General features: G+C 62.5%; 14 protein-coding genes. 6 read left to right on the top strand and 8 right to left on the bottom strand.

Annotation, left to right across the window (positions count from 1 at the left end; translation table 11 throughout):
* Positions 1–30: 30 nt before the first annotated feature.
* The 3 genes from CLU92_RS18165 to CLU92_RS18155 all read left to right on the top strand — a co-directional run bounded on the left by CLU92_RS18165 (position 31) and on the right by CLU92_RS18155 (position 2,009).
* Positions 31–702 carry a glutathione S-transferase gene (locus CLU92_RS18165; RefSeq protein WP_101483036.1) on the top strand — a complete coding sequence of 224 codons (672 nt, stop codon included), beginning with the start codon at positions 31–33 and terminating at the stop codon, positions 700–702.
* A gap of 71 nt (positions 703–773) precedes the next feature.
* Entirely contained in the window at positions 774–1,547 is a 774-nt protein-coding gene (locus CLU92_RS18160) for a 5'-3' exonuclease H3TH domain-containing protein (RefSeq protein ID WP_034778849.1), read from the top strand.
* A 45-nt stretch (positions 1,548–1,592) separates the two neighbouring features.
* Positions 1,593–2,009 (top strand): response regulator, encoded by a 417-nt coding sequence (locus tag CLU92_RS18155; protein ID WP_101484760.1) that lies wholly within the window; start codon positions 1,593–1,595, stop codon positions 2,007–2,009.
* A 20-nt stretch (positions 2,010–2,029) separates the two neighbouring features.
* On the opposite strand, the gene CLU92_RS27835 is transcribed toward CLU92_RS18155, so the two are convergent.
* Genes CLU92_RS27835 through CLU92_RS18145 form a run of 3 tightly spaced genes read right to left on the bottom strand, consistent with a single transcriptional unit; the run spans position 2,030 to position 3,826 of the window.
* Positions 2,030–2,176, bottom strand: coding sequence for a hypothetical protein (locus CLU92_RS27835; RefSeq protein ID WP_180338539.1), 147 nt, complete (start codon positions 2,174–2,176; stop codon positions 2,030–2,032).
* Positions 2,177–2,199: 23 nt separating this feature from the next.
* On the bottom strand, positions 2,200–3,315 hold the full coding sequence (mnmA, locus tag CLU92_RS18150; protein ID WP_101483035.1) for a tRNA 2-thiouridine(34) synthase MnmA: 1,116 nt from the start codon (positions 3,313–3,315) through the stop codon (positions 2,200–2,202).
* Between the two features lie 31 nt (positions 3,316–3,346).
* Positions 3,347–3,826, bottom strand: coding sequence for an NUDIX hydrolase (locus CLU92_RS18145; RefSeq protein ID WP_010401817.1), 480 nt, complete (start codon positions 3,824–3,826; stop codon positions 3,347–3,349).
* A gap of 412 nt (positions 3,827–4,238) precedes the next feature.
* Between CLU92_RS18145 and CLU92_RS18140 the strand changes: the two genes are divergently transcribed.
* The 3 genes from CLU92_RS18140 to CLU92_RS18130 are packed head-to-tail and all read left to right on the top strand — an operon-like array spanning position 4,239 to position 7,153.
* A complete protein-coding gene (locus tag CLU92_RS18140; protein ID WP_101483034.1) occupies positions 4,239–5,351 on the top strand; it encodes a Re/Si-specific NAD(P)(+) transhydrogenase subunit alpha in 1,113 nt (370 codons plus the stop codon).
* Between the two features lie 24 nt (positions 5,352–5,375).
* Entirely contained in the window at positions 5,376–5,690 is a 315-nt protein-coding gene (locus CLU92_RS18135) for an NAD(P) transhydrogenase subunit alpha (RefSeq protein WP_035822749.1), read from the top strand.
* A gap of 8 nt (positions 5,691–5,698) precedes the next feature.
* Positions 5,699–7,153: an NAD(P)(+) transhydrogenase (Re/Si-specific) subunit beta gene (locus CLU92_RS18130; protein ID WP_101483033.1), complete on the top strand. Its 1,455-nt coding sequence runs from the start codon at positions 5,699–5,701 to the stop codon at positions 7,151–7,153.
* A gap of 47 nt (positions 7,154–7,200) precedes the next feature.
* Here the strand turns inward: CLU92_RS18130 and CLU92_RS18125 are convergent, their stop codons facing one another.
* The 5 genes from CLU92_RS18125 to CLU92_RS18105 form a co-directional block, all read right to left on the bottom strand.
* A complete protein-coding gene (locus CLU92_RS18125; RefSeq protein ID WP_101483032.1) occupies positions 7,201–8,154 on the bottom strand; it encodes a sensor domain-containing diguanylate cyclase in 954 nt (317 codons plus the stop codon).
* A 110-nt stretch (positions 8,155–8,264) separates the two neighbouring features.
* The gene (locus CLU92_RS18120) at positions 8,265–9,407 is read right to left on the bottom strand and encodes an FAD-dependent monooxygenase (protein WP_101484759.1); all 1,143 of its coding nucleotides are present in this window, start codon (positions 9,405–9,407) and stop codon (positions 8,265–8,267) included.
* Between the two features lie 8 nt (positions 9,408–9,415).
* Entirely contained in the window at positions 9,416–10,738 is a 1,323-nt protein-coding gene (locus CLU92_RS18115; RefSeq protein WP_180338645.1) for an aminopeptidase P N-terminal domain-containing protein, read from the bottom strand.
* Positions 10,738–11,457 (bottom strand): N-acetylmuramate alpha-1-phosphate uridylyltransferase MurU, encoded by a 720-nt coding sequence (gene murU, locus CLU92_RS18110; protein WP_101483030.1) that lies wholly within the window; start codon positions 11,455–11,457, stop codon positions 10,738–10,740. The genes CLU92_RS18115 and murU overlap by 1 nt, the downstream gene beginning before the upstream one ends.
* Before the next feature lie 164 nt (positions 11,458–11,621).
* Positions 11,622–12,689 (bottom strand): aminoglycoside phosphotransferase family protein, encoded by a 1,068-nt coding sequence (locus tag CLU92_RS18105; RefSeq protein ID WP_101483029.1) that lies wholly within the window; start codon positions 12,687–12,689, stop codon positions 11,622–11,624.
* Positions 12,690–12,729: the final 40 nt, after the last annotated feature.

Here is a 12,729-nt window from a genome sequence, read left to right as displayed (position 1 = left end):
GAACTCAACCATCGCCTAACGGGAAACACCATGATCGTCGTCCACCATCTGAACAATTCGCGCTCGCAGCGCGTGCTCTGGCTGCTCGAGGAGCTGGGCCTCGACTACGAGGTCAAGCGCTACCAGCGGGACCCGAAAACCATGCTGGCGCCCGCTTCCTTGAAAGCCGTGCATCCCCTGGGCAAGTCGCCCGTGATCACAGATGGCGCCAACACCATCGCCGAATCGGGCGCCATCATCGAGTACCTGGTCGAACGCTACGGCAATGGCCGATTGGTACCGGCGGCGGGCACGCCGGAGAAGCTGCGCTGGACTTACTGGCTGCATTTCGCGGAAGGCTCGGCCATGCCGCCGCTGCTGATGAAACTGGTATTCGACAAGGTCGAATCGTCGCCCATGCCATTTTTCGTCAAGCCCATTGCGCGCGGCATCGCCAGCAAGGTCAGGAGCAGCTTCATCATGCCCAACATCAATAGCCAGCTGGCTTACATGGAATCCGAACTGGAGAGCAGAAAATGGTTTGCCGGCAACGAATTCACGGCGGCCGACATCCAGATGAGCTTTCCGCTGGAAGCGGCCGCCATGCGCGGCGGACTCGACGAACGCCAGCCGAAGCTGACGGCGTTCCTGCAGCGCATCCACGCGCGCCCGGCCTACCAGCGGGCGCTCGAACGTGGCGGGCCCTACGATTTCGCCAAATAAGGGGCATTCAAGGCCGATATGCGGGGAACCATACGGTAAAATGCCCGATTCAACCAGTATCGACTAACCGCATGGCCAGACTCCTCGCTATCGACGGCTTGAATATCGTACGCCGCGTCTACGAAGCCAGTCCTGAACCCGATTCCGACCTGAAGGCGGAGATCGCGCTGCGCCATGCGCTGTCGTCGTTCCGCACCCTCATCAACGACCATGAGCCGACGCACATCCTGCCGGCCTTCGACTTTGGCGGCCCCACCTGGCGCCACGCCCTGTATGCCGGTTACCGCGAGGGGCGCCAGCCCATGCCGCAGGTGCTGCGCGACGCCTTGCCCGGCTTCTATGCCACCCTGGCCAGCTTCGGCATGCATGTGGTGAGCATTCCCGAGGTCGAGGCCGACGACGTGATCGGCACGGCCGTCATGCGCTGGCTGCACGAGGGGCGTGGCGCGGCCGTCATCGCCACCACCGACAAGGATTTACATGGCCTGATCGCCCACGGCGCGCTGGTGTGGGATCATTTCAAGGGGGTCTGGCACGACCACGCCTGGGTCGAGAAAAAGTTCGGCGTGCCGCCGGAACTGCTGCCCGACTTGCTGGCGCTGATGGGCGACGTCACCGACAGCATCCCCGGCGTATCGAAGATCGGCCTGAAGACGGGCGCGAAACTGTTGCGTGCTTACGGCAATATCGACGCCGTGATGGCCGGCGCGGGGATTTTGCCCGGCGCACTGGGCGAAAGCCTGCGAAAAGAGCGGGAAATACTGTATCTTTCAAGAAAGTTAGTCGCGCTCAAGACTGACGTGACTTTAGGCGTGACCTGGAACAAGCTCGTGTGGGAAAAGTAAGGCACGGCGCAAGACAAGAACAATCAAGCAAGGGAAGTAATCATGATGTTAAAGACAGTCCTGATCGATAGCAGCGCCGTGGCGCGCGGCCTGCTGAACACGGTCCTGACCGATGGCGGCTACGATGTCTGCGGACAGACGCATACCAGCGCGCTGGGACTGGCGCTGCTGGTCAAGCACCATCCGCATTTCGTGTGCATCGCGCGCGAGCAGGTGGAAGATGGGAGCAATGTGGTGCAAACCATCCGCGCCCAGTATCCGAAAACGCTCATTTTCATGGTCTCGGGCGGCATCGACGCCGCCTCGCTGCAGGCAGCCCACGCCATGGGCGTGTCGGGCTTCATCGTGAAACCCTTCATGGCCGACACGGTGCTGAAAACCGTGCGCAACACGGTTATCGCGATGGTGCGCAAGCAGCAGCAGGCATTGGCCGCCGCACAATCGACCAATCAGCCCGGCTGAACTGGCGGCATTGTCAGGTGTCAGTGGGTCAGGTAATACAGCGCCTGGCCCAGTGACTTCCCGAGATGCAGTAAACAGTACGCAGCGGCACCCAGCAGCAAGCTCGCTTGCAGGACTACGGGTAAGGCATTCCATGCGGTGACAATCCGGGCGTGCAGTGTGTGCATCAGCGTATCCTTTCAGTCCATGATCAGGGCAAGCCCGTGGCGCTGGCGATGATGCCGCCGCCCAGGCAGACATCCCCATCATACAGCACGGCCGACTGGCCTGGCGTGACGGCCCATTGCGCCTGGTCAAACGCCAGGCTGAAGTGTTCATTCCCATCCGGCAATAGCTGGCACGCCACGTCGGCCTGGCGGTAGCGCGTCTTGGCGGACAGGGCGCCCGCTTGTGGCGCAGTGCCGGCGACCCAGCTGGCCTGATCGGCTGTCAAGGCGGGCGACAGCAGCCAAGGATGGTCATGGCCCTGCACCACCCACAGGGTATTGTTGGCGATATCCTTGCGCGCCACATACCAGGCGTCGCTGCTGCCATCGGCATTCTGGTACGACTTCACGCCGCCGATGCCGATGCCCTTGCGCTGGCCCAGGGTATAAAAACTCAGCCCCACGTGTTCGCCCACCGTCTTGCCGTCGGCCGTTTTCATGGGGCCCGGCTGGTACGACAGGTAGCGGTTCAAAAATTCGCGGAACGGGCGCTCGCCAATAAAACAGATGCCCGTCGAATCCTTTTTCTGCGCGTTCGGCAGCGCCAGCTGCTCGGCGATCTTGCGCACTTGCGTCTTCGGGATTTCACCGAGCGGAAACAGGGTTTTAGACAATTGCGCCTGGTTCAGCCGGTGCAGGAAGTAGCTTTGGTCCTTGCTGGCGTCGACTGCCTTGAGCAGCTCATAGCGGCCGGCATCCAGGGGCGCCTGGCGCACGCGCGCGTAATGGCCGGTGGCGATCAGGTCGGCGCCCAGGGTCATGGCGTGGTCAAGAAAAGCCTTGAATTTGATTTCGGCGTTGCACAGTACGTCCGGATTCGGCGTACGGCCGGCCTGGTATTCGCGTAAGAAATCGGCGAACACGCGGTCCTTGTATTCGGAGGCAAAATTGACGGCTTCGATATCGACGCCGATGACGTCGGCCACGCTGGCCGCATCGATCCAGTCCTGGCGCGTGGAGCAGTATTCCGAATCGTCGTCATCTTCCCAGTTTTTCATGAACAGGCCGATGACTTCATAGCCTTGTTCCTTCAGCATCCATGCGGCGACCGAGGAATCAACCCCGCCGGACATGCCGATAACGACTTTCTTCTTGCTCATCTTGCTTTCCAGTGTACTTTAGATAATGTTGCTATGCGCTGTTAAAGACAGACGCATGCGTGTGCAGCAGGGCCAGCGGTGCGCGCCGGCCAGCCAGGTATTCGTCCACGCACTGCAGCACCAGAGGGCTGCGGTGGCGTTCCTGGCATGCCGCCAGCTCGTCGCGCGTCATCCACAGGGTGCGGATAATGCCTTCGTCCAGCGGGCGGTCATGCTCGGCGCCGGCCGTGCCGCAAAAGGTGAAGCGCAAATAGGTCACGTCCTCGCCCGTGCGCAGTGACTGATAGCGCGACATGTACATGCCGACCAGTGCCGTGGGGATGAAATCGTAGGCCGCTTCTTCCAGCGTTTCGCGGATCACCGCCTGTTCCAGCGACTCGAACGGGTCGAGGTGACCGGCCGGCTGATTGAGCTTGATGCCTTCGCTGGTCTCTTCTTCAATCAATAAAAACAGGCCGTCGCGCTCGACGATGGCGGCAACGGTGACAGAGGGTTTCCAGATTCTCGGCATGATTCCATCCTTGAAAGAGCCGACATTTTATCTTGTTCTGCGCGCGCGGTTTGAACCCGGCCTTCTGTTGCGCGGAGATATTGATAAATGACAACGTTTTAGCAAATAGCGGTGGGAGATACTTACGTCTTTCCCGGGGAGCGCACTAGCATGGGGGCTTAGGCGGCATGATGGCAGGAAACGCCCGCTAATATAGGCTTTCCCTGTGGTCAAAACAAGCGGGCACTGACGCTCGACTGTGGTGAGATTGACACACCTTTCCCACAATATGGTCGCCGCGCCGCATGGTGAAACGAATATGGCGATGGGGGTGGAATTAGTGTCGTACAACTAAAAGTTGCTGGTTCACAAACGTTTGACGCGCTGCTTTCCGTGTTAGATTCTAGTCAGTTTATCAATTAGCGGAGGCATCATGAGGATAGGCATACCGGCCGAAACACGGCCTGGTGAAACGCGGGTGGCAGCCACGCCCGAGACAGTCAAGAAATTGGCAGCCAAGCATCAGGTCGTCGTGCAGTCGGGAGCTGGCCTGCAAGCCTCGATTCCCGACGATGCGTATGCCGCCGCTGGCGCGCAAATCGGCACCGCCCAGGAAGCCTATGCTTGCGCCATCGTGCTCAAGGTGCGCGCCCCCGATGCCGGTGAACGGGCCTTGATGGCCAGTGGCACCGTGCTGATCGGTATGCTCAACCCGTTTGACGCGGACAATATCGCCGCCATGGCCACGGCCGGCCTGTCCGCCTTCGCCCTGGAAGCCGTGCCGCGCATCACGCGCGCGCAGTCGATGGACGTGCTGTCCTCGCAGGCGAATATCGCCGGCTACAAGGCCGTGCTGGTGGCGGCCAATACGTATCAGCGCTTCATGCCCATGCTGATGACAGCGGCCGGCACCGTCAAGGCAGCCCGCGTGCTGATCATGGGCGTGGGCGTGGCAGGTCTGCAGGCGATCGCCACGGCCAAGCGCCTGGGCGCCGTCATCGAAGCGTCCGACGTGCGCCCGCCCGTCAAGGAGCAGGTCGAGTCGCTGGGCGCCAAGTTTCTCGACGTGCCTTTCCTGACCGATGAAGAAAAGGAAATCGCCAAGGGCTCGGGCGGCTATGCGCGCGCCATGCCCGCCGACTGGATGCGCCGCCAGGCCGAACTGGTGCATGAACGGGCGAAACTGGCCGACATCATCATCACCACAGCCCTGATCCCCGGCCGCGCCGCGCCCGTGCTGATCTCCGAAGAAACGGTGAAAGCCATGAAGCCGGGTTCCGTCATCGTCGACCTGGCCGTCGAGCAAGGTGGCAATTGCCCCCTGTCAGAACTGGGCAAGACGGTCGTCAAGCACGGCGTGTACATCGTGGGCGAGCCGAACCTGGCGACCCTGGTGGCGGCCGATGCCTCGGCCCTGTATGCGCGCAACGTGCTGGACTTTTTAAAGCTCATCATCGACAAGGACGACCAGTTGCTGATCGACCGCGAGGATGAAATCATCAAGGCCAGCCTGGTGTGCGCAGGCAGTGAAATCTTACGTAAATAACGCGGCGCCGGAGAGAACAACATCATGGAAATCAGTCACACCATCACCAACCTGATCATCTTCGTGCTGGCCATTTATGTCGGCTACCACGTCGTCTGGACCGTCACGCCGGCCCTGCACACGCCGCTGATGGCCGTCACCAATGCCATTTCCGCCATCATCATCGTTGGCGCCATGCTGGCGGCCGGCCTGACGCAAGGCCCGCTGGCGCAGGCGGCCGGCACGCTGGCCGTGGCGCTGGCCGCCGTCAACGTGTTTGGCGGCTTCCTCGTCACGCAGCGCATGCTCGAGATGTTCCGCAAAAAAGAACCGAAGGCCAAGCAAGGAGCAAAAGAATGAGTCACGCCATGAGCTTCGTCACCATGAACCTGGTGACGATGATGTACCTGATTGCCTCGGTGTGCTTCATCCAGGCCTTGAAAGGGCTGTCGTCGCCCTCGACGGCGCGCCGCGGCAATGCCTTCGGCATGAGCGGCATGGCCATTGCGGCCGTCACCACCGTGGCGCTGATCCTGAAGCTGAAGGAACAGCAAACGGGTGGCATGGGCCTGACCCTGGTCATTATCGGCATCGTCACGGGTGGCGCCATCGGCGCCTACCTGGCAAAAACCGTGGAAATGACGAAGATGCCGGAACTCGTGGCGGCCATGCACTCGCTGATCGGCCTGGCGGCCGTCTGCATCGCCGTGGCGGCCGTGTCCGAACCGTGGGCCTTCAACATCGCCCAGCAAGGCCAGGCGCTGCCCATCGGTAACCGCTTCGAGCTGTTCATCGGCACCTTTGTCGGCGCCATCACTTTCTCCGGTTCGGTGATCGCCTTCGGCAAGCTGTCGGGCAAGTACAAGTTCCGCCTGTTCCAGGGCGCACCCGTCAGTTTCAAGGGTCAGCATATGCTCAACCTGGTCCTGGCGCTGGTGATGGTCGCGCTGGGCCTGGTGTTCTGCTTTGCCGACGGGGTGGAGCCAGCCTGGACGCCGTTCATCGTCATGGCCGTCATCGCCTTTGCGCTGGGAGTGCTGATCATCATTCCTATCGGCGGTGCCGATATGCCGGTGGTGGTGTCGATGCTCAACAGTTACTCCGGCTGGGCCGCGGCCGGCATCGGTTTTTCGCTGAATAACTCGATGCTGATCATCGCCGGCTCGCTCGTGGGCTCGTCGGGCGCGATCCTGTCCTATATCATGTGCAAGGCCATGAACCGCTCGTTCTTCAACGTCATCCTCGGTGGCTTCGGCGGCGCTGCGCCGGCGGTAGGCGTGGCCGGCGCGCAGGAACAGCGTCCCGTGAAATCGGGTTCGGCCGATGATGCAGCCTTCATCATGAGCAATGCGGAAACCGTCATCATCGTGCCAGGCTACGGCCTGGCCGTAGCGCGCGCGCAGCATTCGCTCAAGGAATTGGTGGAAAAGCTCACGCACAAGGGCGTCACCGTCAAGTACGCGATCCACCCCGTGGCGGGGCGCATGCCGGGTCACATGAACGTGCTGCTGGCCGAGGCGGAGGTGCCGTACGACCAGGTCTTCGAGATGGAAGACATCAACGGTGAATTCGGCCAGACGGACGTGGTGCTGGTGCTGGGCGCAAACGACGTGGTCAACCCGGCAGCGAAAGACCCGACATCGCCGATCGCCGGCATGCCGATTCTGGAAGCCTACAAGGCCAAGAGCATCATCGTCAACAAGCGCTCAATGGCTTCCGGCTATGCGGGCCTGGACAATGAACTGTTCTACCAGCCGAACACGATGATGGTGTTTGGCGACGCCAAGAAGGTGATCGAGGATATGCTCAAGGCAGTTGAGTAAGGTAATGCCTTATGCTACGAAGATGGCCCGCCTTGCGCGGGCCGTTTTTATTGGTCGGCCGATGCCGCGACGACCTGGTTGCGCCCCTGATGCTTGGCTACATACAGGGCCTTGTCGGCATCCGACATGGCCGCGTCGAGGCTGGCGCCAGCGATCAATGAGGCCACGCCGATGCTGATGGTCACCTGCAGCTGGCGGCCATCGGGCAAGGAGGTGACGGCGGCGGCTACCGCCGCGCGGATGCGTTCGGCCACCTGGTGTGCCTGCTGCAGGCTGGCGTCGGGGAACAACAGGCCAAATTCCTCGCCGCCGAGACGCGCTGCCACGTCAGTGATGCGTCCCGTGTCGCGCAGCGCCTGCGCCACCGTGCGCAGCACGGCGTCGCCCACGGCATGGCCATAACGGTCGTTGATCTTCTTGAAGTGGTCGAGGTCGGCCACGCCCACGCTCAGGGCGGCGCCGCTGCGCGCCGCGCGCGCCATCGCCTGCGCGGCCTGGGCTTCATAGGAGCGCCGGTTGGGCAGCGCCGTCAGCGCATCGTGCAGCGCCTGCTGTTCCAGCTGCGCCAGCAGGCTGGCATTTTTTACCGCCAGTTCGCGCCGTTCGCGTACGTCGAGCAAAAAGGCGCCGAAATAGCGCATGCCGTCGACCACGCCCAGGTCCAGCGCCTTCATTTCGATGGGGATCATCTGCGCGTTGCGGTGGCGGATGGCGAATTCGCGTATCTTGCCCAGCACGCTGGAGGTGCGCGAGCTGCGGATGTAGTTGATCACGTGGTTGTCGTGCTGCGCACCGACGGCGTCGGGCAGCAGGCCGTTCAGGGTTTGGCCCAGCAATTCCCCACTGGCATAGCCCGACAGTGCCTGCATGGCGCCATTGATATAGCGGATGCGGCAATGTTCATCGATGATGATCACGGCGTCGAGGGAATCTTCCAGCAGACGGGAAAAAAGTACTGCGGGAAGAGCGGCAGGCGGTGCTGCGGGCAAAGCATCTGTCATGGAACGGTCGCCGAAAGCCAGGTGACAGCCATTGTCGCATCCGCAGGCGGTTTACTCCATGCCGGATATGCGCCCTGTTTCTTTTTCGCCCGTTCCAGGATGGCGGAGACTCAGCGGCGGCCGTACATCATCAGTTCCGCCAAACTTTTGCGCGCCGGGCTGAAGGCATCCAGCAAGCCCAGCGCCAGGCCCAGCAAGCCTTGCGTGGGAGCGCTGCCCGTGAAAATGCGCGCCATGGTGTCAGTGACGCGCACGGTCAGTCCCCGGTCTGCCTGGCGCAGGCTGGCGTAGCGTTCCAGCCCTGCGGGGCTGCTGTCCTGCGCCAGCACGCGGGCCAGCACGGCGGCGTCGCGCAAGCCAAGGTTCAGGCCTTGCCCCGCCACCGGGTGCAGAGTTTGCGCCGCATTGCCGATGGCGACCGTGCGCGCCGTGCCGCCCGCCTGCGCGTTCAGGCCCAGCGGATAGGCCAGGCGCGCCGTCGTGTGGGTAAAGCGTCCCAGGCGGCTGCCGAAGGCGGCGCCCAGGCGCGCCAGGAAGACCGCGTCGTCCAGGGCCAACAATTGTTCGGCGCGCGTCGGCGGAACGCACCACACCAGCGCGTAGCCGTCGTCCTGCGGCAGCAGGGCCAGCGGGCCTTCGTCGGTGAAGCGCTCATAGGCCCGGTGGGCGATGGGAGCGCTGGTACGCACATGGGCAATGATGGCGCTTTGGCCATAATCGCGGCTGACGGCGCGCTCTGCCTGCTGGCCGAACAGGCCTCCTTCGGCCTGTACCAGCAGGTTGGCGCGCAAGCTTGACGTGGCGCCTGCCTGCTCGATTTGCACGCTGACGCCGTCGGTATCCTCCGCACTACCCGTCACCAGCGCCGGACGCAAGCTGACCACGCCCAGGCGCTCGCATACATCGGCCAGCGCGCTGACGACGGCGCCATAGCGCGCCACATAGCCGAGCGCCTCGACGCCATGCTCGCTGCGGTCCATCAGGCTGCGCCCGAACTGGCCGCGGCGCGAGACGTGAATCTGGTGGATAGTCGTCGCCTCCACAGGCCAGGCGCCCGCTTCCTCGAGAATCTGGCGGCTGCCATGCGACAGGGCGATGGTGCGCGGGTCGCGCCTGGCTTGCTCGATGGATTTGGCGTCGAGCAGGGCGATGCCGGCGGCGCGTGCGCCCCGCTGCACCAGCAGGGCGGCCAGCGCCATGCCGACGGGGCCGGCGCCGCAGATGGCGAGATCGAAAGTGGACGGTGTATGCATGCGCGGCGTCAATCCTGTGACATCAGTTGTTCGATTTCAGCGACGCTTTTGGGCGCCGAGCTGAAGACTTCATGGCCTTGCGGCGTGACCAGCACATCGTCTTCGATGCGGATGCCGGTATGCCAGAACTGCTCCGGCACGCCCGCGCCGGGGCGCACATAGATGCCCGGCTCCACCGTCAGCACCATGCCCGGTGCCAAAGCGCGCCACGGCTTTCCGGGCGCGCCCGTGTCGCGGTAGGCGCCCACGTCGTGCACGTCCATGCCCAGCCAGTGGCTGGTGCCGTGCATATAAAAGGGCATATAGGACTTGTCGGCGATGACATCCTGCACGCTGCCGCTTTTTTGCCGCTCCAGCAATTTCAAATCCAGCATGCCCTGCGCCAGCACCTGCACGGCCGCCTCGTGGATGGCGCTATGCGGCAAGCCGGGGCGCACCATGTCCAGCGCCGCCTGCTGCGCTGCCAGCACCAGTTCATACAGCGCCCGCTGCGGGCCGCTGAAGCGGCCGTTGACGGGCCAGGTACGCGTGATGTCGGAGGCATAGCCATCGAGTTCGCAGCCTGCGTCGACCAGCACCAGTTCGCCTTCTTTCAAGACGGCGTTGTTGGCGCTGTAATGCAGGATGCAGGCATTGTCGCCACCGGCCACAATGGAAGAATATGCGGGGAACTGCGCGCCGTTGCGCCGGAATTCGTACAGCAGTTCCGCTTCCAGCGCGTATTCGTGCATGCCGGGCCGCGTGGCGCGCATGGCGCGCGCGTGGGCGGCGCTGGAAATGGCGGCCGCGCGGCGCATCAGGTCTTGTTCTTGCGGGTCTTTCAGCAGGCGCATGGCGTCGAGCATGCCGTTGATCTCATGCGCGATGGCGGGTGCCGTGACACCGCTACGTGCCTTTTGCCGCACGTTGTGCCGCCAGACTTTCACTTGCGCATCGAGGCTGCCGCCCAGCGCATAGTAAATGGCCGGAGAGTCGGCCAGCAGGCGCGTCATTTCCACGTCGAGTTCCTCGATGGGGAAGGCCGCGTCGAAGCCGAAGGTGGCGCGCGCCGCCTCGGGGCCATGGCGGAAACCGTCCCAGATTTCGCGCTCCGTGTTTTTGGCGCGGCAAAACAGGATGGCGCGCGCGGGTGCCGTGGCGCTGGCGGCCACCAGCGCCACGGCGCTGTCAGGTTCCGTGAAACCACTGAGGTAGTAAAAATAGCTGTCGTGGCGATACGGATAGTCGCAATCGCTGTTGCGCGGCACTTCGGGCGCCGTGGCGAGGATGGCCACGCTGCCCGGCAGCATCTGCGCCAGCAGCGCCGCGCGCCGTGCCGCGTAATTGCCCATCATGCCGCGTCCACCTTGGCCGTTACGCCATTGAGCGCGTCGAGCTGCTTTGGGGTGCCCACATTGGTCCACTCGCCAGTATAGACTTCGCCGCCCACGCGGCCCTGGTCCGCGTACTTGCGCAGCAGGTCGCCAAGCCTGGCGTGGCTGCCCGGCGCGATGCCGTCGAACATTTCAGGACGGTACACGCCGATATTGGCGAAGGTCCATTTGGTTTCGTCGGTATTGTTGATAGCAAACAAGGTCAGGCCGAAGTCGCCCTTCGGATGGAAGTCGGGATTGGGCACCAGGTAAGTCCAGGCGATGTCGCGCTGGTCGGCCGGATACGGCGTGCCAAGTACATCCTTGTCGGCCAGCACATCGAGTACTTGCTTGAAATCAAAGTAGGGACAATAGATGTCGCCGGAAATGGCGAGAAACGGTTCCTCTCCCAGCAAGTGGCGCGCCTGGGCGATGCCGCCCGCCGTTTCCAGCGGCGTGCTTTCCGGCGAATAGGCGATGCGCGCGCCATACGCGCTGCCGTCGCCCAGGGTTTCCTCAATCTGATGGCCCAGGTGGGAGTGGTTGATGACGATGTCCGTGATGCCGGCGCGCACCAGGTTCAGCACATGCCAGACGATCAGCGGACGGCCGTGCACTTTCAGCAGCGGTTTGGGACAGGTATCGGTAAGCGGACGCATCCGTTCACCGCGGCCTGCGGCAAAGATCATGGCTTTCATGGGTAGTCTTTTCTGATTTGTTCAGTAATTTTTCTGCAGTCACGACACTGGACAAAACCGTAGCGAGCGGCAGTGATTTGTGGCCGAGAAGCGCAACCGTACTCTAGTACGGTGAGCATCGCCGGCCGCAAAGCTCGACGCGCAGTAGGTTTTGGCCGGTGTCCTCAGAAGGTATAGCCGACTTGGGGCGTTTTATTCTCCAGCGCATCGAGCAGACGCACCAGCGGCTTGAGTTCCGTATAGCGGTTGGCTGTCTTGCGCACGTAGTCGAGCACGGTTGGCAAGTCGCCCATGTACAGATCCTTGCCATCGCGGTAATTCAGGCGCGCGAACAGGCCGAGGATTTTCAGGTGGCGCTGCAGGGCCGTGAATTCGAAATCGCGGTAGAAGGCGTCGATGTCTGGATTGACGGGCAAGCCCAGCTGCTTGGCGCGTTGCCAGTAGCGGATTACCCAGTCGAGCACCAATTCTTCATCCCACTGGAGGTAGGCGTCGCGCAGCAGCGAGGCGATGTCATAAGTGACGGGACCGAAGACGGCGTCCTGGAAATCGAGGATGCCGGGATTCGGGATCGAACCATCGTTGATGTGCATCAAATTGCGCGAATGGTAGTCGCGGTGCATGAATACTTGTTGTTGCGACAAAATATTCGCCGTGATGACCTCGAAGACCTTGTCCAGCTGGGTTTGTTGCACATCCGTCAAGGTGGCGCCCAGGTGCTTGCCGATGAACCATTCCGGGAACAGATTCATTTCGCGCAGGATGAAGGCGCGGTCGAACTCGGGCAGCACGTCGGGCTGGCTTGCCAGCTGGATTTTCATCAGCGACTCCAGCGCTTCGGCGTACAGCACGCTGGCATTGTCGTGGTTCAGCGCGTCGAGATACGTGGTCGTGCCCAGGTCGGAGAGCAGCAGGAAGCCGTTGTCCAGGTCTTGCGCGATGATCTCGGGCACGGACACGCCGGCGCCTTTCAGCAAGCCGGCTACCTTGACAAAGGCCGGCACGTTTTCGCGCTCGGGCGGCGCATCCATGGCAATCAGTGTACTTCCCGGCAATGTTGCATTGCCTGGCAGCATATCGAGACGGTAGTAGCGACGGAAGCTGGCATCGCTGGAAGCGGGGCGGGCGGATTCGGGCGCGACGAGGTTAAGCGAGGTCAACCAGGCTTTCAACAGGGTCAGGCGAGCGTCGGCCTGGGCCGGCGCGGTGGAGGAATTGGAAGAGAATGACATTAAGCGGCCTGTGGAATCGGGTTGATGATGCAGATTCCCA

Source organism: Janthinobacterium sp. 61 (assembly GCF_002846335.1).
Lineage (GTDB): Bacteria > Pseudomonadota > Gammaproteobacteria > Burkholderiales > Burkholderiaceae_D > Janthinobacterium.
This window is presented reverse-complemented; position numbering and strand designations above follow the sequence as displayed.

What these genes read in the sequence shown, in the direction of transcription:
- CLU92_RS27835 (WP_180338539.1), bottom strand. Translation starts at nt 2,176, where the DNA reads ATGCACACACTGCACGCCCGGATTGTCACCGCATGGAATGCCTTACCC.
- CLU92_RS18105 (WP_101483029.1), bottom strand. Translation starts at nt 12,689, where the DNA reads ATGTCATTCTCTTCCAATTCCTCCACCGCGCCGGCCCAGGCCGACGCT.
- mnmA (WP_101483035.1), bottom strand. Translation starts at nt 3,315, where the DNA reads ATGAGCAAGAAGAAAGTCGTTATCGGCATGTCCGGCGGGGTTGATTCC.
- CLU92_RS18140 (WP_101483034.1), top strand. Translation starts at nt 4,239, where the DNA reads ATGAGGATAGGCATACCGGCCGAAACACGGCCTGGTGAAACGCGGGTG.
- CLU92_RS18165 (WP_101483036.1), top strand. Translation starts at nt 31, where the DNA reads ATGATCGTCGTCCACCATCTGAACAATTCGCGCTCGCAGCGCGTGCTC.
- CLU92_RS18155 (WP_101484760.1), top strand. Translation starts at nt 1,593, where the DNA reads ATGTTAAAGACAGTCCTGATCGATAGCAGCGCCGTGGCGCGCGGCCTG.
- CLU92_RS18120 (WP_101484759.1), bottom strand. Translation starts at nt 9,407, where the DNA reads ATGCATACACCGTCCACTTTCGATCTCGCCATCTGCGGCGCCGGCCCC.
- murU (WP_101483030.1), bottom strand. Translation starts at nt 11,457, where the DNA reads ATGAAAGCCATGATCTTTGCCGCAGGCCGCGGTGAACGGATGCGTCCG.
- CLU92_RS18145 (WP_010401817.1), bottom strand. Translation starts at nt 3,826, where the DNA reads ATGCCGAGAATCTGGAAACCCTCTGTCACCGTTGCCGCCATCGTCGAG.
- CLU92_RS18135 (WP_035822749.1), top strand. Translation starts at nt 5,376, where the DNA reads ATGGAAATCAGTCACACCATCACCAACCTGATCATCTTCGTGCTGGCC.
- CLU92_RS18130 (WP_101483033.1), top strand. Translation starts at nt 5,699, where the DNA reads ATGAGCTTCGTCACCATGAACCTGGTGACGATGATGTACCTGATTGCC.
- CLU92_RS18160 (WP_034778849.1), top strand. Translation starts at nt 774, where the DNA reads ATGGCCAGACTCCTCGCTATCGACGGCTTGAATATCGTACGCCGCGTC.
- CLU92_RS18125 (WP_101483032.1), bottom strand. Translation starts at nt 8,154, where the DNA reads ATGACAGATGCTTTGCCCGCAGCACCGCCTGCCGCTCTTCCCGCAGTA.
- CLU92_RS18115 (WP_180338645.1), bottom strand. Translation starts at nt 10,738, where the DNA reads ATGGGCAATTACGCGGCACGGCGCGCGGCGCTGCTGGCGCAGATGCTG.